General features: G+C 69.9%; 20 protein-coding genes. 9 read left to right on the forward strand and 11 right to left on the reverse strand.

Going from position 1 to position 24,250, the window contains the following annotated elements; all coding sequences use genetic code 11:
• The first annotated feature begins 201 nt into the window (after window positions 1-201).
• The 3 genes from FLL47_RS24880 (at window position 202) to FLL47_RS24890 (ending at window position 3,524) form a co-directional block, all read left to right on the forward strand.
• Window positions 202-1,821, forward strand: coding sequence for an RICIN domain-containing protein (locus tag FLL47_RS24880; protein WP_144122967.1), 1,620 nt, complete (start codon window positions 202-204; stop codon window positions 1,819-1,821).
• 149 nt (window positions 1,822-1,970) lie between these two features.
• A complete protein-coding gene (locus tag FLL47_RS43105; RefSeq protein ID WP_186315895.1) occupies window positions 1,971-2,702 on the forward strand; it encodes a hypothetical protein in 732 nt (243 codons plus the stop codon).
• Window positions 2,703-2,813: 111 nt separating this feature from the next.
• Entirely contained in the window at window positions 2,814-3,524 is a 711-nt protein-coding gene (locus FLL47_RS24890; protein ID WP_144122969.1) for a hypothetical protein, read from the forward strand.
• A gap of 82 nt (window positions 3,525-3,606) precedes the next feature.
• Here the strand turns inward: FLL47_RS24890 and FLL47_RS24895 are convergent, their stop codons facing one another.
• Together FLL47_RS24895 and FLL47_RS24900 are read right to left on the reverse strand one after the other, a co-directional pair.
• Window positions 3,607-3,876 (reverse strand): DUF6959 family protein, encoded by a 270-nt coding sequence (locus FLL47_RS24895; protein WP_144122970.1) that lies wholly within the window; start codon window positions 3,874-3,876, stop codon window positions 3,607-3,609.
• Between the two features lie 9 nt (window positions 3,877-3,885).
• Window positions 3,886-4,239 (reverse strand): hypothetical protein, encoded by a 354-nt coding sequence (locus tag FLL47_RS24900; RefSeq protein ID WP_186315896.1) that lies wholly within the window; start codon window positions 4,237-4,239, stop codon window positions 3,886-3,888.
• 90 nt (window positions 4,240-4,329) lie between these two features.
• Between FLL47_RS24900 and FLL47_RS24905 the strand changes: the two genes are divergently transcribed.
• Window positions 4,330-4,563, forward strand: a complete 234-nt coding sequence (locus FLL47_RS24905; protein ID WP_144122972.1) for a hypothetical protein — start codon at window positions 4,330-4,332, stop codon at window positions 4,561-4,563.
• On the opposite strand, the gene FLL47_RS24910 is transcribed toward FLL47_RS24905, so the two are convergent.
• Window positions 4,564-5,736 (reverse strand): aKG-HExxH-type peptide beta-hydroxylase, encoded by a 1,173-nt coding sequence (locus tag FLL47_RS24910; protein ID WP_144122973.1) that lies wholly within the window; start codon window positions 5,734-5,736, stop codon window positions 4,564-4,566.
• Window positions 5,736-5,918 (reverse strand): hypothetical protein, encoded by a 183-nt coding sequence (locus FLL47_RS24915; RefSeq protein WP_144122974.1) that lies wholly within the window; start codon window positions 5,916-5,918, stop codon window positions 5,736-5,738. The genes FLL47_RS24910 and FLL47_RS24915 overlap by 1 nt, the downstream gene beginning before the upstream one ends.
• A 223-nt stretch (window positions 5,919-6,141) precedes the next feature.
• On the opposite strand from FLL47_RS24915, the gene FLL47_RS24920 reads away from it, so the two are divergent.
• The 3 genes from FLL47_RS24920 to fxsT all read left to right on the forward strand — a co-directional run bounded on the left by FLL47_RS24920 (window position 6,142) and on the right by fxsT (window position 11,817).
• Complete coding sequence (locus tag FLL47_RS24920; RefSeq protein ID WP_144122975.1) at window positions 6,142-7,257, forward strand: alpha/beta hydrolase; 1,116 nt, start codon at window positions 6,142-6,144, stop codon at window positions 7,255-7,257.
• Window positions 7,254-8,345: a caspase family protein gene (locus FLL47_RS24925; protein WP_144122976.1), complete on the forward strand. Its 1,092-nt coding sequence runs from the start codon at window positions 7,254-7,256 to the stop codon at window positions 8,343-8,345. Before FLL47_RS24920 ends, FLL47_RS24925 begins: the two co-directional genes overlap by 4 nt.
• Window positions 8,346-8,547: 202 nt before the next feature.
• Window positions 8,548-11,817 carry an FxSxx-COOH system tetratricopeptide repeat protein gene (gene fxsT / locus FLL47_RS24930; protein WP_144122977.1) on the forward strand — a complete coding sequence of 1,090 codons (3,270 nt, stop codon included), beginning with the start codon at window positions 8,548-8,550 and terminating at the stop codon, window positions 11,815-11,817.
• Between the two features lie 55 nt (window positions 11,818-11,872).
• On the opposite strand, the gene FLL47_RS24935 is transcribed toward fxsT, so the two are convergent.
• From FLL47_RS24935 to FLL47_RS24960, 6 genes are all read right to left on the reverse strand, one after another.
• Window positions 11,873-14,716 carry an MXAN_6230/SCO0854 family RING domain-containing protein gene (locus tag FLL47_RS24935; RefSeq protein WP_144122978.1) on the reverse strand — a complete coding sequence of 948 codons (2,844 nt, stop codon included), beginning with the start codon at window positions 14,714-14,716 and terminating at the stop codon, window positions 11,873-11,875.
• A 188-nt stretch (window positions 14,717-14,904) separates the two neighbouring features.
• Entirely contained in the window at window positions 14,905-16,056 is a 1,152-nt protein-coding gene (locus FLL47_RS24940; RefSeq protein WP_144122979.1) for an NAD(P)/FAD-dependent oxidoreductase, read from the reverse strand.
• A gap of 97 nt (window positions 16,057-16,153) precedes the next feature.
• Window positions 16,154-16,504: a cupin domain-containing protein gene (locus FLL47_RS24945; RefSeq protein ID WP_144122980.1), complete on the reverse strand. Its 351-nt coding sequence runs from the start codon at window positions 16,502-16,504 to the stop codon at window positions 16,154-16,156.
• Window positions 16,501-17,220, reverse strand: coding sequence for an ABC transporter substrate-binding protein (locus FLL47_RS24950; RefSeq protein ID WP_222106187.1), 720 nt, complete (start codon window positions 17,218-17,220; stop codon window positions 16,501-16,503). The genes FLL47_RS24945 and FLL47_RS24950 overlap by 4 nt, the downstream gene beginning before the upstream one ends.
• A gap of 123 nt (window positions 17,221-17,343) precedes the next feature.
• Window positions 17,344-19,038 carry a PQQ-dependent sugar dehydrogenase gene (locus FLL47_RS24955; protein WP_144122982.1) on the reverse strand — a complete coding sequence of 565 codons (1,695 nt, stop codon included), beginning with the start codon at window positions 19,036-19,038 and terminating at the stop codon, window positions 17,344-17,346.
• Between the two features lie 87 nt (window positions 19,039-19,125).
• Window positions 19,126-19,608 carry a cupin domain-containing protein gene (locus tag FLL47_RS24960; RefSeq protein WP_144122983.1) on the reverse strand — a complete coding sequence of 161 codons (483 nt, stop codon included), beginning with the start codon at window positions 19,606-19,608 and terminating at the stop codon, window positions 19,126-19,128.
• A gap of 144 nt (window positions 19,609-19,752) precedes the next feature.
• Here FLL47_RS24960 and ligA point away from each other — a divergent pair, with 144 nt between their 5' ends.
• A complete protein-coding gene (ligA, locus tag FLL47_RS24965) occupies window positions 19,753-21,897 on the forward strand; it encodes an NAD-dependent DNA ligase LigA (RefSeq protein WP_144122984.1) in 2,145 nt (714 codons plus the stop codon).
• Window positions 21,894-22,550 carry a hypothetical protein gene (locus FLL47_RS43110; protein WP_186315899.1) on the forward strand — a complete coding sequence of 219 codons (657 nt, stop codon included), beginning with the start codon at window positions 21,894-21,896 and terminating at the stop codon, window positions 22,548-22,550. Before ligA ends, FLL47_RS43110 begins: the two co-directional genes overlap by 4 nt.
• A 25-nt stretch (window positions 22,551-22,575) precedes the next feature.
• On the opposite strand, the gene FLL47_RS24975 is transcribed toward FLL47_RS43110, so the two are convergent.
• The gene (locus tag FLL47_RS24975; protein ID WP_144122985.1) at window positions 22,576-23,388 is read right to left on the reverse strand and encodes an NAD(+) diphosphatase; all 813 of its coding nucleotides are present in this window, start codon (window positions 23,386-23,388) and stop codon (window positions 22,576-22,578) included.
• Between the last annotated feature and the right edge of the window lie 862 nt (window positions 23,389-24,250).

Here is a 24,250-nt window from a genome sequence, read left to right on the forward strand (position 1 = left end):
TAAGTTTATCGTATTAACAAACTTAAGCGCTCGCGCCGACGGGGTCAACATCCCGGACGATGCGCACAAGGTTGGCATTGACATCCATAACTCCCCACCCTAGCCTCGCCGGAGAAAGCGCTTTCCATCAAGTGGCGCCGGCGAAGCCGCATCTTCGCCTCCGGGCGGCGTCTCGACGTGTCTCGACGGAGGAGGAAACACATGCGGCCCGAATACGGACGCACACGACCCGGACGCCGGTGGCGTCCACTGCTGACCGTTCTCATCACGGCGACGCTGACCGTGACCGGCGCACTGGCGACCAGCCAGGCGGCGAACGCGGCGACCGTGGACACGAGCGCGGTCTACGTGCTCGTCAACCGCAACAGCGGCAAGGCGATGGACCTGTTCAACTGGTCCACCGCCGAAGGCGCGCCGGTCAACCAGTTCACCCGCAACGACCTGGCCGTGCAGCAGTGGCGCTTCGTCGACGTCGGCAGCGGCTACTACCAGATCCGCTCGGTGCACAGCGGCAAGGTCCTGGAGCTGCCCAACGCCAACGACGGCATCCAGCTCGTCCAGAACACCGCGGTCAGCGGAAACACCCGCCAGCACTTCGGCGTCAGCGACTCCGCCGGCGGCCACGTGCGGTTCATCAGCCGGCACAGCGGCAAAGCCCTCGAAGTGTGGAGCTGGTCCACCGCCGACGGCGCGATGATCTCGCAGTACCAGGACCTCGACGGATACAACCAGCAGTGGCAGCTCGTCAAACTCGGCACCGGCGGCGGCACCGGATGCGGCAGCGGATCCTTCAACGCCGAAGCCGTGCTCAGCGGATCCACCTGGACCGCCCGCAACGGCGGCAGCACCGTCTACACCGGCACGGACCTGCGCGCGGCGGTGCAGGCGGCGGTGAACAGCCTGTCCGCCGGACGCACGGCCAAGCAGCGCGTGGTCGTCCGCGGCTCCGGGTCGATGAGCGCGAACGCCCGCATCTCGCTGCCCAGCTACACCACGATCGACGTGTGCGGCACCATCAACGTCACCGGAACCGGCAGCGGCGACCAGGCGCCCATCTACTCACGAGGCACCACCCAGGTCGAAGTCCAGCACCTCAACCTCACCGGCACCCCGCTGTACGGCATCTTCATGCGCAACGTCACCGACGTGATCCTCGGCCAGATCGACATGCGGCTGTCGGCCGGTCTCGGCGTGCGCATCGACAACCGCGGCGACACCAGCCAATGGACCCGCAACGTACGCATCGACAACGTGTACGTCTCCGGCGCGAGCTCGCACGCCGTGGAGACCTACGGCGTGGACGGCCTCACCGTCGGCACCGTGACCGCCCGCAACGTCGGCGAATCGGGGCTGCTGCTCAACCAGACCATCAACGCCACCGTCGGCACCGTCGACGCCGAGAACGCGGGCGCGGGCACCGGCTACGCGGCGTTCCGCATGGCCAACCGCAACGGCCGGATCGGGTCCAGCTACTCCACCAACGTCCGTGTCGGCACCGTCCGGGCCCGTGGCGGCGGCCGCGGCATCTTCTGCGTATCCGAAAGCGGCGGCGCCGCGATCGACCGGGTCGACATCGCCAGCACCGGCAACAACGCGATCCTGATCGAGAACTGCTACAACGTGAACATCGCCGCCAACGGCGGCACGATCAGCGGCGGCGGTGAGGTCCGGCTCGCCGAACGCACCGAATTCGCCGGCAACCGCGACATCACCCTGCGCAACTTCACCCTGGTCAACAACCGCATCGTCGAGAACCCCTGTGCCGACAACCTCGTCATCTCCGGCGTCACCCTGAACAACTCGACCATCACCAGGTGCTGAGCACCCCGTGACACGAGCGGGGCTGTCGCATCCCGACAGCCCCGCTCCCCCACGCGCCTCACCAGGCGATACGTCAAGGATCGATATCTGACACCCCGCCCACGGCGTGTCACCCCCGCCACCGCGCGACTCGGCGGCACCATCGAGTCATGAGCCGCGCTGCACATCCTGCCGCCGTCGATGTCGCCGAGCAGCTCGACTACTACCTGGTCTTCCCCAACATCCGGGCCCGCGAACGAGGACTGCCACCGGAAGGCATCGTCGTCGAGGAGTTCGTACTGCGGCCCGACGGCACCACATCCGCCCTGGACAGTGCTGGTTGGACCGTCGGCGGCACCTGGTGGAGCGCGGCGGCGTTCAGCCGGGGCCTGCGCGACGACGCCCGCCTACAGGCCAGAGTGACTCCCGTCGACCGGGCGAGCGCGCAGGCGGCGTACCGGCTGCTGGGCGGCGGCGAACTGCTGCCGGAGCCGGAACTGCGCCGCCACTTCCTGGACCGGCTGGACCTGCCCGCCGCCGCACCCCTGAACCTGGTGCCCACGCAGGCCACGGCCGAACGCCGGATCTACCGGGTGCTGCTCGCCGGTGAGCTGCCCGAGGCAGGGCTGGCTGTGCTGCGCAGCGGGTGGCGGATGCAGCCGTTCGACCGCGCCGACGACGCCGCGAACCGCATCGCCGGGCGCACCCGGCGCACCCTGGACGGGCAGACGGTGACCTGGACACTGCGCCGGATCGGAGGCGACCTGGCCTGGGCCGTCGACCTGGCCACCGACCGGCCCGACGACACGTCGGCGCACAACCTGGCACCGCTGCTGTGCCGCCTGCGCACCGACGCCCGCAGCCAGGGCCTGATCCCAGTCACCGTGGAACGCCTGCGCTGACCCGTATCGGGGGGTGCTGCCGTCGCCGTCGACCGGCGCTGGCCACCGTCGTCTAGTCTCGCCCCGGGCGGCCTCGCATTCGGCACGGCCGCGAAAGGACGCGGGGATCTGATGACCGAGCGCAGCGTCGAGCAGGCCCCGCCGCCACCGAGCGGGCCGACGGACGACCAGGCGGCGCACGATGAGATGATCCAGAACCCGCCTGCACAGGCGGAAATGGACCAGACCCGGCCGGACGTGGACTCGCCCGCCACCGGAACCGAGCCCGAATCCGGGTTGTCGCGCACGGGTGTCTGGCTCGTTCCAGTGCTGGCCGTCGCAGGACTGGTGGCGGCCGTGATGCTGGCCCGACCGCAGTCCGAAAGCGCCCCGCCGGTAGGCTCGCCCGCCGGCGACGACCGCTGCCGGGCGGCGATCTGCCTCAGCCGGCCGCGGATTGTCGGGAAGGACGGCCGCTCACCCACCGACGAGCAGGTCTTCGAAGAACTGGGCGCCGTCAACTCGAAGCTGGCGCTCTCGTGGCACCTGCACGCCTCGCCCGTGAGCCTGCCGACCATCCCGGAACGCAGCGGCTACACCGGTTTCACGCTGTTCGCCACGTGCACCGGTGACGGGGCGTTGACCGTCGTCATTGAGAGCCGGAGCAAAAGGGTCGGGACCATGAAGGTCGGCTGCGACGGCATGGTCGAATCCGGCCTCGGCTTCGCAGATGTGTCCGAAGCCCTCGTCAACCCGTACACCTTCCACACCTCGCTGGAAGGCAACGTGACCGATGCGGCCTTCTACGTCATCGGCCGGACGACAATCCTCGGCTCGCCATGACATCCTCCCCGTACCCGCGGTCGCGTTGCGACACCTCGCCGACGTAGCAGGCCGGTGCTGACCCGCGGGATCAGCTCATTCGTCAATACGGGCGCCGCAGGCCGTGCTCCGACAGCGCCTCCTCATACCGGTCCAGGATCTCGTCAAGGTCACCGATCACGGAACCGAGCTCATCGAGAGCGGTGGCATCGCCTGGCGACCGGCGCAGTGCCCCAGCCGCCGCGACCAGCTGCGCACGGAGGGCTGCGAGGGTGTCGCCCTGGACGAGGACGCCGGGGAACGCCCTATGCGGCAGCCGTACGATCGCGTTGTTGCCGCCGTCGGTCAGCAGCTCGGCCTCGATCAGCTCCATCTGACCCGGTCATCCCTCGCCATGCAGCTGGTCACAGATGAAGGCGACGGCTGTCGCGACGTCGGTGCAACGCGCCGTGTCATCGCCTTCGATGTAGAAGGGTGGCTGCCCGTCCTCGTGCGAGTCCATCTGGACCAGATCGTAGGACGTCGAGTCGCCCAGGAAGTACACGTTGTCGTCGTCACCGGCGTGTTTGACCGTGATGCGCTCGACAACCAGGTCTGGGATGTGGTGCCGCACGCCGTCGAGGACGTCATCGAGTGGCCCGCCTGTACGGTCCTCGGGTGCCCACGGACGTCCGCGGAACGGAGGTCTACTCATGACGGCCAGCATGCCCCGCATGTCAAGGGTTACCGAACGCATGAATGAAGCATTCACCGACCCAGCACGAGACGAGTTGACATTGTCCCGGCCGTTCAGCACAGACCATCTCGGTCGATTACGATCCCGGCCGTGAGCACCGACTTCAACGACGACGAAGGCTGGTGGGCGGTCGGCGCCCACGTCTTCACGATCATCTTTTCGACGCTCGCCGTCTGGCTGTCGGTGGAGTACCTGTTCCGCGTGGTGCCCGAAGACGCCCTGGTAGTAGGCCTGAGCTGCTCAATCGGTGTTCCCCTTGGACATCGGGTGTTTCACCGTATGCGTCGCAGGTTCCTGGGGCGTCGCCAGCGAACCGAATCGTGATCACTGTCTGACGATCCACGAGACGCCATCCCGAGAACGTCCGGAGCCGCGCCGTCTCACATCCTGCAGTCCACGGACCGCGGCTCCCACCCCCGCAAGGAAGCGAGCGCCGGCCGGCGTCAGCGCCGGTGAATCGAGAACCTCCGCCAGGGAGTGCATGACCTGGCTCCGCAACGTCGCGACGTTGTGGGAGGCAAGGTCGTGCAGTCCAGGATCGTGGCACAGTCGACTCCAGAGCCTCGCAACGGCGGTGAAGGCGTACAGGCCGTGGATCACGCCGACGAGCGGCCGTGGGTCATCGCGCCAGGCGACCGTGTATCGCCTGGCATCGGGTTCGCACAGGACGAACACGTCCATCAGCGCATTGAGCTTGCTGTGCTGGAATTCGTGCACCATGGCCACGGCCAGGTCCGCCGGGCTCACGGGTTTCGTCGTGGCGAATCCACCGAATGCGTCGGCGTGAGTGATGCTGGCAGCCAGGTCAGGCGCTGAGCGCAGCGGCACCATCGACACGAGGCCGGTGGCCAGTTCTCCGGCCATCGGCGGTGCATAGGTGGTCAGCAGCCGCCAGGCCCCGGTGATGAGTTCCGTCCAGTCGTCCCGGGTGGGTCCGTCGAGGCGCTCGGACACCGGGTGATCGTGACAGTCGCGGTAGGGATCGAGGTCGTCCACGGTGATGCGGAGGCGCATGTCGCCATGACCGCACTCGACACGGTGAACCGCCCGCCATCCGGGCCCGTCGAGATCTACTGCGCCGCAGGACGAACGCCGGCGGTTGGCGGATGCCAGCTCGCCGAGGCCCGGCAGCTGGAGGAGTGGTTCCGTCAGCAGGTCAGCAGGCGCGTCGAGGCCGCTTCGCAGCAATGCGGCGGCGGCCACCGCCCGGAAGTGAGCACCGTCGCCGTCGCGGAGCCGGGTGTGGCGTCCCGCCCATGCCGCCACCCACGGATAGGCGAGGACCTCCTCACCGGCCGTGGGTGAGGCCTTCTGGGCACGGCTGAAAGCGTCGGCGGCGGATTGCAGTTCCGGATCTCGCGAAACGATGTCGCGAATCAGCATCAGCGTACGGCTGACACGCATTCGCCGCAGCGAGGACACTGCCCCCGAATCAAATGTGCCACGAGCGATCGAGTCGAGCACCGACAAGGAAATCGGATGAACCGAATACATCATCACACATTGATCGCCGAGTTCCAGCTCCCCGCGGACACGTTCGGCGACTCTCTTACCAGTGAGACCAGCGCCTGGACGGCCTGAAGGAAATCCGGATCCTCGTTGCGGAGAAGTTCGGACAACCGCTCCTGCGACACGTCATAGAACGATCTTGGCGAGGCGTCGGGCGGGGGGTTCTCCATGAATCGTCTCCTCGACCGTCGCCCATTCAGCGGCCAGATGCTCGCCGTTCAGCGTACTTCGGCGAGAGCCGATGCGAAAGCTGCGCTCGCCCGATGAGACGTCAGCTTTGATACAGTGTGGACAGTCTGGACGTGCCAACGTGGAGGCGCCGCTTTGACCACAGTGGTCTTCGTGCACGGGACAGGGACCCGAAGCCCGGCGGCGCGGAACACCGTCCAACGGTTGGCACACGGAATACAGCCTTTCGGCGACGTACGCATCCTGTCGTGCCTGTGGGGAGACCGGCTCGGGGCGTCACTCGGCAGGACGGGCAGTTCGATTCCGGCGGGCCTGTCGGAGCGCGGCGTCGAAGGCATCCCCGACGACATCGCCATCTGGGCCGCACTCGAGCACGATCCGCTGTTCGAGCTGGACATGCTGGGCACGGAACAGCGCCACGCCGAGCTGCCACCCGGCACCACCCCCGCCCTGCCGTCCGTGCGCGCAGACGTCGAACGCATGGCCCGCGACCCGGCCGTACGCGCGGACCTGGCCGATGCCGGACTCGACGCCCACTTCTTCGACGCCGCCGATGAGGTGTTGTCCTCGGCTCCCGCACGCACCGCGCTGAGCGCTCGGCCATCGGCACAGACCCGAGCCGCCCTGTCGCGGGCGCTGGTCGCGGCGGCGATGCGTCGCGCGGAGAACGAGACGCAGGGACCGCTGTTCCTCGACGGCGATCACCGGGACGCCCTCGTGGAACTCGTGGCCGCCCGGCTGGGCGGTGCCAGCGACCGAGGCCAGGTCGGCGAACGGGCCGTTGCTGCCGCCAAGCGCCTCGCCACCGACTTCGTCGTCAGCAGGAAGGTCGACCGGTCGCGTCTGCTGATGACCCGGCAGGCGACGTCGGTCGCCGGCGACGTCCTGGTGTACCTGAGCCGCGGAACGGCCATCCGGGAGTACCTTGCCGAAACACTCGCCGGCATCGACGACGAGGTCGTCGTATTGGGTCACAGTCTCGGCGGCGTCATCGCCTTCGATCTGCTGTGCCAGCGCCCGTGCCCCAACGTGACCGCGCTCGTGACCGTCGGCTCACAGATCCCCTATCTCTACGAGCTCGATGCCCTGCCCGGCCTCGCACTGCACGCGGAGGACCGGCTTCCGCCGCACTTCACCACGCCGTGGCACAACGTGTTCGACCGGCGTGACGTGCTGGCGTTCACGGCCGCACCGATTTTCGGCGCTCAGGTGACCGATTGGGAGATCGACAGCCGGACCACCTTCCCTCGCTCGCACAGCGCCTATTTCGGCAACCGCCGCTTCTTCCAGGTGCTCGCCGTCGCGCTGGGCCTCGCATGACGCCCGATGTGCAGGCCGTTCTGGTCGGGGTGGAGACCTACGCCGCCGGCTGGTCGCTCGACGGCCCGGCCAACGATGCCTGCAGAATGGCCGCTTGGCTGCTGGCAAGGGGCGTTCCCGCGGACCGGATCACCCTGGCGGTCACCCCGCTGGAACGCAACCGCGCCGCCGTCGAGCAGCTGGGCGTGAAGATTGTTCCTGCCGATCAGGCATCCGTGTTCGAGCTGTTCGCGGAGGAACTGCGCCACTCGTCGAGCGACCTGCTACTGGTCCTGTGGGGCGGCCACGGCGTGGTCGACGGCGAAGGTGACATGCGGCTGTTCTATGCGGACGCGTCGACCCACAACAAGCGCAACGCGGACTTCAGCTCGCTGCTGGCTGCCCTGCGCAGCACCTATTACCCTGGCCACCCACGTCAGGTGTTCTTGGTCGACGCATGTCAGACGCTGGCCGAGGAACACGGCTACCGCACCAGCCTGCCCGGTCAGACGTTCGCCAAAGGCGCCTTCGTGTACGGCCGGCACCAGGAGGTCCTCTTCGCCGCGAGCGTCGGCGAGGCGGCAGCCAATGACGACGTCCGGCGGTCGGGCGTCTTCTCGGCGGCGGTGATGGACTGGCTCCGGGAAAACGAGCCGCCGTTCCCTCTCGACCTCGCCGAACTGGCGCGAGCCATGGACCGCAGGTTCAGTGACATGCGCGCGAATGGCCGCGTCAATCAGGCACCGAGTTATCTGCGGCTCAAGACACCGACCCACGACGAGGTGGTGTACTCCCTGGGGGCCGCAGCGCCGCAGTCACTCAGCCTGCGAGCAGTGCTTGCCATCGTCGAGCAGATGGAACAACTGCCGGAGCTGCTCGACGACCGCAACCGGCAGCGGATGATCCTGATGATGGCGCCGGCGATCCGTCGAGCCGTACGTTATTCGGACTTCCACCGCACCCACATGGTGGAGTGGATCCGCGCCTGCGAGGCATACGCCACCGGCCGCACCGCGCTGCTCGACACCTGGCGTCTGAACGTGCTTCCCGAACGCCTGGGCCCGTTGCTGGCGGTCGTCGACCGCGAATGGCCCGAGCCGTCGGGCTGAACGGTGTCGGAACATTGTCACCGACCCCCGCCGGTCACGGTTTTGAGATACCCGCTCCGTGCGGCAGAGTGCGTGGAGCACGTCACACCCCGAAGTAGATCGACGCACAATCTTGTTCGAACGGTCGAACCGTACACACGCATCCATCGATACCATGTGAAGAGCTGGCGTTGCCCGTGTTGGCGCAGTGTGAGGTAAAGCGATGACTGATGAGGTCAAGCGCAGCTCCGGCGAGCGGCTGCACACACCCCGCCAACTCTCCATCAGGGAGCGCATCCCGCTGCGCGCCGCCGTCGAGAAGGTCGAGACGCTCACCGATCCGCAGCGTCGCACATCGGTCGTCAAGGAGTTGCGCCGCGAACTCGGCGACAGGTTCAAGCCCGCCAGCCCGGTCGCGGCCTGGGATGTCGTCGAGGCTTGTCTGGAGATCGGCGAGATCCGGGTTCTCCTGCTCGCGCTCGAACTGCTGGGCACGGACGAGAAGCAACAGGCGAATCTGACCGCCGTCGTCGACAAACTGCTTCCCGAGACCGTCTTCGATGCCCTCGATCAGCGCCGGCTCGCCGATGCGCTCTCCACCGTCGAGCCCGAGATCGTGAAGTATTCACTGATCAGCATCGCCGGGGCTGGATATGTCGACACCCACACGACTGCCACCGACTTCATCGTCGCGCTGCACTCCGCCGGTGACCAGCCCGATCGTGACCGGGTGGTGCTGTCGTTCCTGGAGGCTGTCGCGCATCGGGCCGACGAATCCGTCTACCTGAGTCTTCACTTGATCGTCCACGATGCGGCATCCGGCGCCGGGCTGCCCGACCTGGCCAAAGATCTCTGTGCGCAGACGAGCACCTACATCAAGACGTATGGCGTCACCGGTGCTCCACCAGATCCCGCCCGCAGCGACACTGAACCGGACGATATAGTACAAGTTGACGCAAATGTTTCGGGAGACGACGTGATAACCATCGCGACTACGACGGTCATAACGTCGCTACCTGCGGTCTATGGCGGCGTGCCCGCGCAGAACGCCCACTTCGTGGGACGCGCCGGCGTCCTCGAGGAGATGCGTCGCACGCTTCGCAACAACGTCCGCGCCGCGGTCCTCCCGCACACCCTGCACGGGCTGGGAGGCGTCGGCAAGAGCCAGGTCGCCGTCGAGTACGCCTACCGCTACAAGGGCGACTACGACCTCGTCTGGTGGATCCCATCCGACGACGAACGGTCCATCCGGCGCTCTCTGGCCTCGCTCGCCCTCCGCTTGAACCTCACCGAGAGCACCGACGTCCAGCAGCAGATCGACGCCGTGCACGACGAGTTGCGCATCGCCCGCAGGTTCCCGCGCTGGCTGCTGGTGTTCGACAACGCCGGAGAGCCCGAAGTCGTCCGACGCTACCTGCCCCGCGGCAACGGCCATGTGTTGATCACGTCGAGAAGCAACACCTGGAAGAATCAGTCCGCCGTCGTCGAGGTGGACGTCTTCAGCGAGCAGGAGTGCGTCGACTACCTCACCAGTCGCTGGGAAGGACTGTCAGAGGCCGACGCGCTCAACCTCGCCGACAAACTGGGCCGCCTGCCACTGGCGCTCGATCAGGTCTCCTCGGTGCACCAGCAGACCGGCATGCAACTGCCGACCATCCTCGGGCTCCTCGACAGCAACCCCGCACGCATGCTGGCCGAACCACCGACGGATTACCCCGTGTCCGTCGCGATGAGCTGGCGGTTGGCATTCACGCAGCTCAAGGAGAACAACCCCGCTGCCGCTCAGCTGCTCCAAATGTGCGCCTTCCTCAGTTCCCTGCCGATCTACGTGCCATTGCTGCGACAGGGCCGCGGGGCGAACCTTCCCGCGCCGCTGAGTGACCTGCTCCGCGACGAGTACGAGTTCCGAAACGCGGTACGCGACATCGGCAAGTTCGCGCTGGCCCAACTCGATGTCAAACGTGACTTCCTCACGATCCACCTCCTGGTGCGCGTGGTGTTGCGCGACGGCCTGAGCGAAGAGGAGCGCGAACCGATCGAACATGCCGCGCACGAGGTGCTCGCTCTGGCGAACCCGGGTTCGCCAGACCGCAACGACACCTGGACGCTGCACGGTCACATCGCGCCGCACGTCATTCCGTCAGGCGTCATACACTCACCCGACTCCCACGTCCGGCAGATCGTTCTCGACCAGATCCGCTACTACTTCGCGATCGGTGACTACGAGGAGAGCCGCCGACTGGCATCCATCGCAGTCGACAACTGGAGAGGCCGCCTGGGACCCGACGACCCCATGACCCTGATGGCGAGCTTCAACCTCGCCAACGCCCTCCGCGTCCTGGGTTCCTACAACGAGGCCCGCAATGTCACCGACGACACCGCTCAGCGCATGTACCGCACGCTCGGCCGGGAGCATGGCTACTCGCTGCGGGTCGCCAACAGCGTGAACTACGACCTCCGTCTGGCCGGCAGGTTCGCCGAAGCGCTGGCGATGGACACCGAGGTGCTGTCGCTACACCGGCAGGTCCTCGGTGACGGAGATCCGGCGACCATGCGCGCCGCGCACAACCTGGCCATCGACCTGCGGCTGACCGGAGACTTCGACGCCGCGTTCACGCTCGACGAAGAAACCTACAAGAGTCGCCGTACCGTCCTCGGCGAGGACAATCCCGAAACCCTGGCCTCGATCAACGCCCTGGCCCGTGACATCTACGGACAGGGCCGCTACCGACAGGCCTTGCAGATGCAGCAAGCACGGCTGGCCGCGTTCGAACGACGGTTGAACCCGGGCAACCGGTTCGTCCTCGTCGCCCGCCGCAACCTCGCCGTACTGCTGCGAAAGGTGGGCGAGCACGCGGCCGCCCTGGACGAGGCCGAGAGCAACCTCAAAGCCACCCGTGACGAGGTCGGTGACACCCACGAGTTCACGCTCGCCGCCTCCGTCACGCTCGCCAACACGCTCCGCGTGGTCGGCGAGATCGAGCGAGCGCTGGCGACTTTCGAGACCGCCCTCGACGGATACCGCACCAGGTTCGGGCACACCCATCCGTTCACCCTGGCCTGCGGCGTGAACCTCGCGATCGCGCTGCGGCAGACTCCGAGCCGTGGCGCCGCGGCGCTGACGCTGAACAGCGAGCTTCTGCCGGTCCTGACGGAGACGCTCGGCGACTCCCATCCGTATACCCTCTGCTGTTCTGCCAGCCTGGCGAGCGATTTCGCGCTCGCCGGACGCCTGACCGACGCGCGGGCGATGTCAGAGGAGGTGGTCAACCGTTCGAAGATCACGCGAACCACCAACCACCCCTACACGTTGGCCTGCCAGGCGAACCTGGCCCTCGACCTCAACGCCGTCGGCCAGCATCAGGATGGAGCCCTGCTGAAGTCCGAGACGGAGACGATGCTTCGCCAGCAACTGGGTCCGGAGCATCCGGAGACCGTAGCCGTGGAGCGGGGCAAGCGCGCCGAGACCGACATCGAGGTGCCCAACCTCTGACCGGCGGTTCACTGCCGACACCGTCCCTCGGGAAGGTCCGCATGGACCGGGGATGTCAGGCCGCCGGTGCCAGGCCCGCCATCAGGTCGGCTGCGGTCACCCGGCGCCAGGACACGCCGGGGTCGCCGTCGACGAGCAGCGCCGTCGAGCCGTCCGCCACGTCGCCGCCCACGAGCGCCGACAACCGCCCCTCGTCCTCCGTCGCCGCGAACACCCGGCCCACGACGTCTGGCGCGGCATCGCCGGTCGACGCGGCGGCCGCGGCACGGATCGCGGCGACGGCCACAGCCGGGTCGTCGGCCTTGACGGTGCTGGCGGTGCCGTCGGCGTGGACCACGTGGATCCGGTCGGCTCGCGCCGCCGCGTGCCAGGCCGCGACATCGAGCAGGGACGCGCGGCTGCCGTCGCGGAAGTGGTCCCACAGGTCGGCGGCGATGCGGCCGAGCCGGGCGCTGTGCGCGCCGATGCTGTGCCCGTAGCCCTTGGTGGACAGGCTCGCGTCGATCCACATCACCTCGCCGGTGGCCACGTTCAGGACCAGCGGCGCGAGGGACTTCGCGTCGCCGCGCAGCCCGAACTTCTGCATGACCCGGCCCGCGTCGAACCGGCGACCGCCCTCGACCGGCACCGAGAACCCGGCGAACGCGGCGTCGAGCAGCTCGAACGGCACATCGTTGTAGCTGAGCACGACCGGCACCGCCCAGCGCACGCCCGCCTCCGCGAGCGCGGCCCGGTGCAGGTCGAGGTATTCGGTGGCGCCCTGCGGAGCCGGGGCGGACGTGAGGTCACCGGAGTGGATCGCCGCGGTGTGCTCGAACCGCAGGCGGGTGTAGTCGCAGTAGCCGACCGGCGTCCAGTCCTCGTCGTAGAAGCCGCAGGACAGGTCCAGGTCGACGCGGTGCTCCTTGCTGTCGACCCAGTGCAGGAAGAGCCGCAGCACGTCGGCTTCGGCGAGCGTACGCACGCTGCCGCGGGGCCAGCCGGCCAGCTGCGCGGACCCGGCGCGCTCCCGCGTCGGCGCGGGAATCCCCGCCAGCGCGGCGTCGAGCACGGCGACGTCGAACCGGTCCAGCTCGACCGCTCGGCAGGCGAGCTCGGTGTCGGTGATCGCGCGGACCCGGGTGATCGCGTCGGCGGGCAGCGGGACCCGCTGCTCCGGCGCGGTCCAGGTGCGTACGACGTCACCCTTGGGGAAGAACGTGCGCCGCGGGGTGCCCGGCTCGGGACCGACGGTGGCCGCGGGCCGCGCCGCACGAGCCGGTGTGCGTACGGCGATGACGAGCGCACGGCGCAGCGGGGCCCCGACCACGCCGACCTCTGCCGCACCCTCGGCACCGACTGCCTCCGCGACCGATACGTTCTCGGGCACCGCGGCGGCGGCGGCCCGGCCGTGCAGGGCCGCAGCGTCCCGGCCGTGCAGCGCGGCTGCGGCCGCGGCCAGCACGTTCGGCGACACCCGGGACACGGTGCGCGCCAGCGCGTCGACGACCGAGCGCTGCGCGTCGGGGTCATCGGCGGCCAGGCGCAGCAGGTGGTCGGCGCGCCGCCACAGGTCTCCGGGACGCTGCACCAGCAGGGTCGCGGCGGCCGACGCGTCGCCGACGGCCACGGCGTCCTCGACCAGCGCGGCGAAGGTGCGCACCCGCACCGACACGGTGCCGCCGCGGTGGTACGACAGGACGAACCGCTCGGGCCGGCGGGCGTGCGCGTCGACGATCGCGAAGCCGAGCGGGCCGTGTGCCGGGGCACGGGTGCCCCGCAGGGTCGCGAACACCACCGCCGCACACGGGTGCGTGGCGACGTGCTCGTAGGGGTGCAAACGCTCGGCCAGCCGCTTCCACACCACCGGGTGGCGGGCCATGTCCTCGGCGGCCGTGGCCGGGTCCAGCCCGTCGACGAAGCTCAGCACGGCACGGCGCAGGGGCCGCGGCAACGCCCGCACCTTCGGCACGTCCACGGTGAGCCGCGGCTCCGTGACCGGCCGGTAGGCTCCCATCGGCCCGTCGGCGGCGGGCTTGCGAGGCAGGACGAGACCGGCGTCGCCACCCGAGTACGCCCACAGCGCACGGGCGATGTCGGTGACGGTCGACCAGCGCGCCGCGGCCTCGCCCAGCACGTGCGCGTAGGAGCCGGTGAGCGCGGTCGCGTGCAGCGCCCACGCGATGACCACCGCGAGGGTCTCGCGGGCCGGGACCTTCTCCGGCAGCCAGTCCAGGCGGCCCGGCGCGGTCGCCGCCACCAGGATGAACAGGTCGGCCAGGTCGGTCGCGCCGAGGGCGGCCGTACGGCGGACGAGTTCGTCACGCAGCCGCGTCGCGGTGGCCGCCGGGGCCCCGTCCAGGGTGATGCGCCGTAGCCGCATCGGCTTCACCGCCGGAACGGCACCCGGCTCCGGCTCCGTGACCAGCACATACGGGCTGATCGAGGTGAGCCGCCGCCCGCAGACGGCACAGGCGGAGAAGACGGCGGGATCGAAGCACTGCTCGCAGACGAGGTGCCCGCAGGGGTCCAGCGGGCGCACCGAGCCGGCGGTCCCGCACAGCACGCAGGGTGCGGCGTCCGTCTGGAACAGGTGCACCAGGAGCCGGTCGACGAACAGGGCCTCCGGGGACTCCGGCGTGTCGGGGAAGCTGTGGAACAGCGGCACGTGATCACGGTCGGCGCCGACGGTCTCGTCGGCCACCGCGCATACCCAGTCGGCCCAGCGCATCCGTGCCGACGCGTCCAGCCGTTCGAACCGGTCCCGCAGCGGTGCGGCGAGCAGCCAGCCCCGGGCGGCGAGGTCCGCCTCGAACGCGCGCACCCACGCCGCACCGTCGGCTGTGGGCTCCGCCGCGACGGGCGCCGGCAGCGCGATCACGCCCGCACGGCGCAGCATGACGGTCGCGAGCGCGTCCATGCGTGTTCCTCCAGCTGCCGATGAGGGATGCCGGTGCACCGGCGTGGAAAAGCCGGGTCGGTGAGTCGGAACGCTAGTTTCGTCAAAGAAGGAGAGAAGGAAGCGCACCTGGGAGCCGACCCGGCCCGCCGATGCTATGACGGCCGCCGCACGCCCGCCACCCGATTACGCGGGCGACGTCCGGCACGTCAGCCCGCGCCGCCGGCGGCGTAGTGGTTGATCGACCGGCGCGCGAGCCGCGGTTCGGCATCGGGGAACGAGCCGTCGCCGAACAGCACCCGCGCGGCCATGGCACGCCCGCCGCCGACGCGCAGCGCGGCGACCGCCGCCTCCGCCGCCGCGGGGGACCGGATCCCGGCGAATGCGCGTCGCAGCAGCAGTCGGCCGCGGAACCGGCTCCGCAGCGCCGCACCGTCGTAGCGGCTCAACTGACGCTGGTCGCCGGTGCGCAGGTATCCGGCGGCCACCGACGCGGCCAGTTCCGACATCCGCAGGCACGGGTCCAACCCGCCCGCGGTCAGCGGTGACACCGCACCCGCCGCGTCGCCGACGAGCAGGCCGGCCGGGCACGCGAGCCGCCGCAGCACCCCGCCGACCGGGATCGGGCCGCCGCGCCGCTCGACCGGACCGGTCGGCGCCGTGCGGCCGGGCGCGTCGGCGGCGAACTCGTCCAGCAGGTGGCGCACCCCGGCGCGCATCGCGTCGGCATATCCCGCGACGCCGACGTGCGCGTGCCGGCCGTCGTCGATGACCCAGCCCAGGTAGCCCGGGGCGACCCGGGGGTCCAGCACGCAGTGGAACGCCGGGGTGGTGGTGCCCGAGGCGATCGGGTGGACGAGTTCGGCACCGACGATGAGGCGCCGGTTGACGTCCAGGCCCAGGTCACGAGCCACCCGGGAGCGTGCGCCGTCCGCGCCGACGATGAACCGGGCGCGCACCGGCTCCGCGCCTTCGAGCCGCACGACACCGGCCGTCGAGCCGTCGTATCGCACACCCAGCACGATCCGTGCCCCCGCCGACTCCGCCGCGAGGCGCGCGTGCTCGTAGACGCCCGGCATGTCGGCCACCCGGTACTCGTCGCGGTCGCTGGTCAGCCGGATCGGCGCCCGCCGCGACGGCGGATACAGCAGCACGTCCCGTACGCCGGGACCGAGCAGGTGGTCCGGCAGGTCGAAGTCCTCGAGGGTACGGCGCACGAAGATCCCCGTCGTGCGGATGCCCGCCGACAGCGACCTGCGGCGGTCGACCACCATCACGTCAAGCTCACGTCGCGCGAGCAGGCGGGCCGTGTGCAGGCCTGCCAGACCGGCACCGACGACCAGTACATCCACTGTCTGCATACCTAGAGACGCTAGGTATCGAAACCCGCCCGGAACGGTCTCGTCACGTTATCCACCTGCTTCCTGCACAGTCTCGCCACACCTGAGCCCCCACGGTTCACGGGAGCTGGAGGTAGACGCGGGTCCAGGGCTGGTCGTCGAGCAGTCGCCAGCGGTGGCCGCCACCGGCCGTGTCCTCGGCGAGCAGCACGTCACCGGGGCCGAGGCGGAAGGTCTCGCCGTCGCGGGTGGTGAACTCGAGCGTCCCGGTGAGCGTCACCACGTACTGGCGGCGAGGCGCGTCGTGCCACGCGAGCTGCGACCCCGGCGGGCTCTGCTGGAACCGTGCCGCGGTGGTGGCCAGCCAGCCGGTGGCCGCGTCCGGTCCGAGCGCGTCGAGGCGCATCGTCGACTCCTCGACGTGGGATCGCCCGTCCGGGCCCGCGAACAGGCGGACCAGGCGGATCACGTCAGCACCGCCGTGGCCCGGGGGTCGCTGTCGGCCAGCCACCTGCGGCCCAGCCGGGCCAGCTCGCCATCGCGGCGCAGCGCCTGCTGCGCGCCGTCGATCTCGTCGGCCAGCGCGGCGTCGTCCGTGGCGACCGCGACGGCCAGCAGCTCAGTGGTGATCCCGGTCTGCACGATCCGCAGCGCCGGCCGGTCGGCGATCAGCCGGCGCAGCACCGGCTCCAGCTTCATGAACGCGCCGAGCCGGCCGTGTTCGAGGTCGTCGAGCGCGGTGCCGATCTCTTCGTAGGCGTACGCCTTCACCGCCCCGACCTTGCCCGCGGCGAGCAGTTGCTCGGCCACCGGCTGCGACGTGTTGCCGCTCTGCACCCCGAGGGTCAGGCCCCGCAGGTCGTCGCAACCGTGCACGCCGGGAGTCGCGGCGGCGTCGACCACCAGGCTCTGGCCCGACCGCAGGTAGGGCTCGCACCACCGGGCCAGCGTCTTGCGGTACTCGGTGACGGTCGCGCCGGAGGCGACCACGTCGATGCTCCGGCCGAGCTCGGCGAAGATCCCGTCGAAATTCGACCCGTCGTAGCGCCGCGCCACCAGCGGCCGTCCCAGTTCGGCCGCGATCGCGGTCATCCAATCGATGTCGAACCCCGTAGGCGGCGGCCCCGCCACCTCGAACGGCGGATTGGGGAACGCCGACCCCACCCGCAGCGGCACACCAGTCACGCTGTCCAAGATATGCGCGTTTGGCACGATCAGCCCGTTGTTCGGGCTGCCTCGGCCCGCGTAGCCGTCGCCGCCGGCCCCGACCCCGGCAGGTGATCCCCTTGCCGCTTCGCCGCCTGACGGTCAGGCCGCCGACGGTAGCGTGATGCGCAGGATCTGCATGTCGGTGCCTGCTGCGGTGCCGCCGCTGACGACCCACAGCGTCCCGCCCGCACCCGGCTCTGCCGTGTACAGCTGCCCGTAGGCGCCGACCAGCACCGCCTGCACGTTGGCCAGCGCATCGCCGTCGAGCTCGGCCCGGTACAGCCGCGAACTGCCCGCGCAGGCGAGGTAGACGACATTGCGGACGAACGCCATGCCGCCGCAGGAACCCTCACCGGCCGCGAACGTGTGCTGCGGCGCGACGAACCCCGGCGTGGCACAGCCGGCACCGGACTTCGACTCGGTGCCCTCGCACGCGGGCCAGCCGTAGTTGCCGCCCTTGACGACCAGGTTGGTCTCGTCCGCCACGGCGTCACCGGACTCCTGCACCCACAGCCGGCCCCGCGCGTCGAAAGCCAGGCCCTGCGGATTGCGGTGGCCGAGACTCCAGATGTAGCCGCCGAACGGATTGCCGGCCGGGACCGTACCGTCCGGATTGAACCGCAGCACCTTGCCCGCGAGGCTGCGCTGGTCCTGCGCCAGCCGCGGGTTCCCGGCGTCGCCGGTGGCGGCGTACAACTTGCCGTCGCGGCCGAACCGCAACCGTCCGCCATTGTGGAACTTCCCCCGCGGAATACCGACGACCAGCGACTGCATCGACCCGCCGTCCAGCTCGTCGCCGCGCAGGCGCAGCCGCACGATCCGGTTGTCGGACGCCGTCGAAAAGAACACGTAGATCCAGCGGTCCTTGGCGAACGTCGCCGCCACAGCCAGGCTCAGCAGGCCTCCGTCGCCGCCGGTGCTCGCCGCGCCGGGCACCACACCCAGCGGGGTGACCTGGCCGCTACGCGGATCCATCCGCACGATCTCGTGCGTGTCCCGGCGCCCGTAGAGCACCGAACCGTCGGGCAGCTCGACCAGGCCCCAGACGACCCCGGTGTCCTTGGCCACCGGGGTGACCGCGCACAGCAACGTGCACGACGAGCCCGCGGTGACGTCGATCCCGGCGCTGCGCGACGACACGTTGCCCTGACCGTCACGGGCACTGACCTGGTAACGGTGGCCGGCGGACGCGGGCACGCCGAGGTCGATGAAGGAGAACTGCGGGCCGCCCGCACCGGCGACGGTGCCGACCTTCGCCCCGTTGCGGAAGACGTCGTACGCGGCGACCTCGACGTCGTCGGTGGCGGCGTCCCAGGTCATGGTGACGGTGGTTCCGTCGGCGGTGGCCTTCACCCCGCCCGGCGTGCTGGGCGCCTTGGCATCCGAACCACACTGCGGTGGTGTCACCGACACCGTCTCGCCCGCCGGTGACACGTTGCCGGCCTCGTCGCGGGCCTTGACCTGCACGCTCCAGGTGCCCGCGGGCACCTCCGTGATCACCACGGACCGCGTGGCGCCGCCGACGGTGGTGACGACCCGACCGTCGCGATGGACCTCGTACCCTGTCACGTCGGTGTCGTCCGTCGACCCGGCCCAGCTGAGCGCGACCGACTTGCAGGTCGTCTCGCCGAGGCTGAGTGCACCGGGCGCGGACGGCGGCTGCACGTCCGGCGGCGGCTCCGGCCACCGCACCACCAGCACGGCAAGACCGACCACCGCGATCAGCAAAAGCCCGCTGATCAGCCGGGAGCCGCCGGAAGCCGACTCGACCGGCGACGGAGCGACGGGTGTCATTTCCGGAATGTACTAGCCCCACACCCCGGGCACCAGACCTCACCGAGGTGGACGGTCGACCACTCCACCGGGCCCGGACGGTCGGCCTCAGGCGAGCCAGAACGAGTCGTGCTCGACGAAGAACGCGGCCCGCTCCGCATCGGTCATGGCGCCGAGGTTCGGCAGGCCCTCGAAGTACCCTTCGCGGGGCGCGCCCGGCGCGAAATGCAGCAGCATCGACGCCGGCTCTCCGGATTCGTTGCGATACCCGTGGATGCCACCCGGCGGCACGTGCACGTAGTCACCGGGCACGGCGTCGATCCAGCGGGTGCCGTCGCAGATCCGCATCGTGCCGGACAGGATAAAGAACGACTCCGAGATCGAACGGTGAAAGTGCGGCTCAGGACCGCTCGGCTCCGGACCGATCTCCCAGCGGTACAGGCCGAACAGGCCGTTCGTGGACGCACCGGTCGACAGGTAGTGCACCGTGTTCCCACTGCTGTACGTCAGCTCCGGCGGGCTGCCGACCGGCCGGTACATCGCGCTGACCTCACCATGATCAGCCGTATAGACCGCAGGCGGATACGACATGATTCGACCCTGGACGAACCGGCGCAGGCCGCGTCCGAGATTCCGCGAAACGCGGTCCCACCAGCGCCGACACCGTCGTCAGACCGGCACACTATCCTTCGCATACCGCCTGGCCCCGCAGGCCGGGACGAAGGAGTGCGCACCATGCAGAACGACCCCGCCGCCCCGGTCGTCGATCCCGCCCACGCTCGGCCGCATCCCACCGCCGGCGAATACCGGTCGGCCGTCGAGCAGGCGCGCCGCGCCGCCGCCGCGTACTACGCAGGCGAGCAGACCCCGCTCGACGACGCGGACTACGACGCGCTGTACGCCCGGATCGTGGCCAGCGAGCGCGAGCACCCGCAATGGCGGGCCGCCGACTCCCCCACCGCGGTCGTCGGGACCCCCGGCGGCGACGTCGAGCACAGCACGCCCATGCTCAGCATCGGCAACGTCTTCGACCGCGAAGGCCTGCACGACTGGGCGGCCAAGCTCGACAAGGCACTCGGCCGCCCGGCCACCCCGTACACCGTCGAACCGAAGATCGACGGGCTGGCCATCGCCGTGCGGTACGCCGAGGGCAGGCTCGTGCAGATCGCCACCCGCGGTGACGGCTACACCGGCGAGGACGTCACCAGCCAGGCCCGCCTGATCGCAGGCCTGCCGGCGCGGCTGTCCGCGCCGGTGACCATCGAGGTCCGCGGCGAGGTCTACATGACCGACGCCGACTTCGCCAAGGGGTGCGACCTGCGGCTCGCCCACGGCGAACCGGTGTTCGCCAACCCGCGTTCGGCGGCCGCCGGATCACTGCGGGCACAGCGCGTCTACGACGTCCCCCTGTCGTTCATGGCGTACGCCGCACACGGCCTGCCCGACGAACACGCCCACAGCCACTCCGCGGCGATCGAGCACCTCGGGGCCCTCGGCGTCGCCACGACCGCGTCATCCTCCGCAGGGCTGACCGTGTGCACCGACATCGAACAGGTCACCGCCGCCGTCGCCGCGCTCGGGGCACGCCGGGGCGAGCTCGGTTTCGGCATCGACGGCGTCGTCGTCAAGGCCGACCTCACCGAAGACCAGGCGCAGGCCGGGTACTCGACCCGCGCGCCGCGCTGGGGCATCGCCTACAAGTTCCCCGCCGACATCCGCACCACGAAGCTGCTGCGCATCGACGTGCAGGTCGGGCGCACCGGTGTCATCACCCCCGTCGCCGTCCTCGAACCGGTCCAGGTCGGCGGCGTCGTGGTCACCTCCGCGACGCTGCACAACTTCACCGACCTGCAGCGGCGCGACGTGCGTGCCGGTGACACCGTGCACGTCCGCCGCGCAGGTGACGTCATCCCGGAGATCACCGGCGCGGTGCACGACGCCCGGCCCGCCGACGCGGAGCCGTACACCCCACCGGTGTCGTGCCCGCGCTGCGGCGGCGACATCGACCGCAGCAACCTGCGGTGGCGCTGCGGCCGCGGCCGCGCCTGCGGTGAGAAGGCGACCCTGCTGTACTACACCAGCCGCGACGCGATGGACATCGAAGGCCTCGGCGAGAAGATCCTCGACGCGCTGCTCGCCGCCGGCCACATCACCGACGCCGCCGACCTGTACGGCCTCGACGTGCCGACCCTGGCGGCAATGGACCGGCTCGGCACCGTGTCGGCCACGAACCTGGTCAGCAGCATCGCCGCGACCAAGGCCCGGCCGCTGTCACGCGTGCTGACCGGCCTGGGCATCCGCATGACCGGCCGCACCCTGTCCCGGCGCATCGCCCGCCATTTCGGCACCATGGACGCCATCCTCGCCGCGACTCCGGCCGAGTGGGAGCAGGTCGACGGCATCGGCAGCGAACGGGCCGCGGTCATCATCGCCGAACTCGCCGAGGTCGCGCCGCTGATCGCCAAACTCGCCGCGCACGGCGTCAACATGACCGAGCCCACCGGCCGGGCCACCGCCACCGCCGCCGAAGCCGACACCGCGACAGACGCCGTGCTGCCGCTGCGCCGCCCGGACGGGACACCGATGACCGTCGTGGTCACCGGGTCCGTGCCCGGCCTGACCCGCAACCAGGGCAACGAGGCCGTCGAAGAACTCGGCGGCAAGTCGTCGGGCTCCGTGTCGGCCAGGACGGACTTCGTCGTCGTCGGCGACGGCGCCGGGTCCAAGGCCACCAAGGCCGCCGACCTCGGGCTGCCGATCCTGGACGCCGACAAGTTCGCCCAGCTGCTCACCGCCCACCGCACCGGGGACCACGACGCCGCCAGCGCGATCCTCGACACCGTGGTGCGCTTCACGCCCGCGGACGACCTCGCCCCATGAGCTTCGGCACCTACGCCCGCAAGGTGCGCGACCCGGCGCTGCCGTACACCCGACGGGTGGCGGCTCTGCGGTCGTGCGTACAGCTCTACCGGCCGATCGGCTTCCACGCGACATTGAGTTTCCTGGAGGAGCTCGCCGGACCGTACCAACGTGATGAGCCGGCGCTCCTCCGCGCGCTCGACGCGCTGACGCAGAGCCGCACCGGCTGGCACGCCGACCTGCGTGAATACGCTGAGATGCGCCGCCGGGCCAAGCGGCTCGGCCGACGCAGCCCTCGGTCCGGCGATCGTGACCCGAGCGCCTTCCCGGGCACCTGGCATGGCGCAACCCAGCCGGCGGCACTTCACGCGCTGCGGCACTGGCGGCGCGAACGGCTGCCGGCCCTGCTGACCGTGCCGGACGAGACTGCCGAGGCCATCAACACCTGTGTCGAGGCTGCCCTCACCTCCGGCGGCGCCCTTGCGCCACAGCATCGGCAGCTGCTGGCAGGCGGCATCGTCGAGCTGCGACGACGCATCGACACAGACCTGTGGCAGCACGACTCGGCGGCCTACTACCGCGCCTGGAACCTCAGCAAAGTCGCCCGGCTGGTCGAGGACGCCACGGGACCGGGTACACGCTCCAGCCGGGCAGCCGAGGTCATGACGCCTTGACCGCGACCGCTGCGCACGACGGTCGTCAGGCGTCGAGAAAGCGGTGGATCAACGACATCGTGTACGGAAACGACGGCAACTCGGCCACCGGCACGTTCCGGAGCTCCGCCCGGCTGAACCACCGCGCCTCGGCGATCTCGCCCGGATCCAGCCTCAGGTCCGGATCGGCCACGACGGCGGAGAAGCCGACCAGCAGCACCGACGGGCCGCTGAACGACCATGGGTGGCTACCGGTGTACGCCAGCTGCATTGGCACCAGACCGGTCTCCTCCCACAGCTCCCGGACGGCCGCCCCCTCGAGCGTCTCCCCAGGCTCGACGAACCCGGCGACCAGATCCCATTCATGCTGGTACGGACCGTACGTCTGGCGCACCAGCAGAAGCCGGTCGTCATGCTCGACGGCGACGACCACGACCGGCGACATGGCGTTGGGCACGTGCCGCAGGGTCGAGCACTTCGGACAGCGCCGCGTCGTGAAGCCTGGCCGGTCCTGCAGTTCGCCGCCGCATTCCCCGCAGTGGCGATTCGTGTGCCGCCAGCGCACCTGGTAGTAGCCGCGCGCGACGGCGGCGGCGACTGGCACGGGCAACTCGGCCGTCAACGCCAGCCACGAACGCAGCGACACGCCGTCGGCTCCCACTGCCAGCTCGCCCGCCCAGACCGGGCGCCCGTGCAGCACACCGATGTGGAGTACGTCCAGATCCGGCAGCGTGGCGACGGTCGGCAGGGTGCCGTCGGGCGAGACGAAAACCCGCCCGTCGACGGTCGCCGCGACCAGCAGGTCATCGCGGTCCGCGATGACGGACGAATCATGACCGGGCAGAAACGGCAGCGGCATCGCGGCACCCTACCAACCTTCACGGTCTGGGTGCTCACGCCGACGCGAAGTCCCACAGGTGATCGTCGTCGAACTTCACGAACGGCCACGATCGTTGACGACGATGTGGCCATCGTCCCCGCGTGGACCGACCCCCGCTCGCGCACCGAGACCCACGTGCTGCTCAGTACTCGGAACCTCAAGCGCTTGGGCTGCGTGAACCACGGAACGGACATGCCCTCGGCTGCCTCCGGCCGATCGCCGCACCCGGACGGTGGCTCACCCATGACACCCGTACCGGCGCCCTCCGGCTGTGGCAGCTACGCGAGCCATACACCAACGAGCTTGAGGGCCAGATCACCCTGTGGTGACCTGCGACCGCACCACGCCGTCGTGCAGCCGCCTCAGCCGCGCCGCCGGAAGGCGTGCGCACTGGAGCGGCGAGAGCACCGCATATGTCCGGTCGAGACACCACGGCATGCGTGCTACCGGCGCGCAAGCATTACGTGCCGCTGACGTGCGGATACGGCAGTCACACTTCGTCTCTGAGCAGATCATATGAACGGCGGGCTGACCTGCTGGTTAGATCACGCCGTGACGGCGGTGGAGGAGTTGTTGGCGGAAGCGGCGGCGGACCCGTGTGCGGCGGCGTGGGGCGCGTTGTATGAGCGGGCCTGCCAGGAGGGCTTTCACGAAGTAGAAGAGGCGTTGCTCATCGTGCGGCTAGTGCCGTGGCCGCATACGTTCACCGGCTTGGAGCACTATTCAGTCGACGATCGCCGATGGATGCGGTCGCACCAGCGTGATCAACCTGTGACGTGTCGGAAATGGACGCGACGGCCGCCCGCGGGTAGATCACTTGGCTTGTGACAACACAAACGAT

Origin of the sequence: Catellatospora sichuanensis (assembly GCF_007483665.1) — a bacterium.
GTDB classification, from domain to species: domain Bacteria; phylum Actinomycetota; class Actinomycetes; order Mycobacteriales; family Micromonosporaceae; genus Catellatospora; species Catellatospora sichuanensis.

Coding starts and splice junctions, on each gene's coding strand:
- FLL47_RS24910 (WP_144122973.1), bottom strand. CDS start 5,736: ATGATGTATTCGGTTCATCCGATTTCCTTGTCGGTGCTCGACTCGATC.
- FLL47_RS24955 (WP_144122982.1), bottom strand. CDS start 19,038: ATGACACCCGTCGCTCCGTCGCCGGTCGAGTCGGCTTCCGGCGGCTCC.
- FLL47_RS24880 (WP_144122967.1), top strand. CDS start 202: ATGCGGCCCGAATACGGACGCACACGACCCGGACGCCGGTGGCGTCCA.
- FLL47_RS24915 (WP_144122974.1), bottom strand. CDS start 5,918: ATGGAGAACCCCCCGCCCGACGCCTCGCCAAGATCGTTCTATGACGTG.
- FLL47_RS24940 (WP_144122979.1), bottom strand. CDS start 16,056: ATGCAGACAGTGGATGTACTGGTCGTCGGTGCCGGTCTGGCAGGCCTG.
- FLL47_RS24960 (WP_144122983.1), bottom strand. CDS start 19,608: ATGTCGTATCCGCCTGCGGTCTATACGGCTGATCATGGTGAGGTCAGC.
- fxsT (WP_144122977.1), top strand. CDS start 8,548: ATGACTGATGAGGTCAAGCGCAGCTCCGGCGAGCGGCTGCACACACCC.
- FLL47_RS24900 (WP_186315896.1), bottom strand. CDS start 4,239: ATGCGTTCGGTAACCCTTGACATGCGGGGCATGCTGGCCGTCATGAGT.
- ligA (WP_144122984.1), top strand. CDS start 19,753: ATGCAGAACGACCCCGCCGCCCCGGTCGTCGATCCCGCCCACGCTCGG.
- FLL47_RS24925 (WP_144122976.1), top strand. CDS start 7,254: ATGACGCCCGATGTGCAGGCCGTTCTGGTCGGGGTGGAGACCTACGCC.
- FLL47_RS24975 (WP_144122985.1), bottom strand. CDS start 23,388: ATGCCGCTGCCGTTTCTGCCCGGTCATGATTCGTCCGTCATCGCGGAC.
- FLL47_RS24935 (WP_144122978.1), bottom strand. CDS start 14,716: ATGGACGCGCTCGCGACCGTCATGCTGCGCCGTGCGGGCGTGATCGCG.
- FLL47_RS24895 (WP_144122970.1), bottom strand. CDS start 3,876: ATGGAGCTGATCGAGGCCGAGCTGCTGACCGACGGCGGCAACAACGCG.
- FLL47_RS24890 (WP_144122969.1), top strand. CDS start 2,814: ATGACCGAGCGCAGCGTCGAGCAGGCCCCGCCGCCACCGAGCGGGCCG.
- FLL47_RS43110 (WP_186315899.1), top strand. CDS start 21,894: ATGAGCTTCGGCACCTACGCCCGCAAGGTGCGCGACCCGGCGCTGCCG.
- FLL47_RS43105 (WP_186315895.1), top strand. CDS start 1,971: ATGAGCCGCGCTGCACATCCTGCCGCCGTCGATGTCGCCGAGCAGCTC.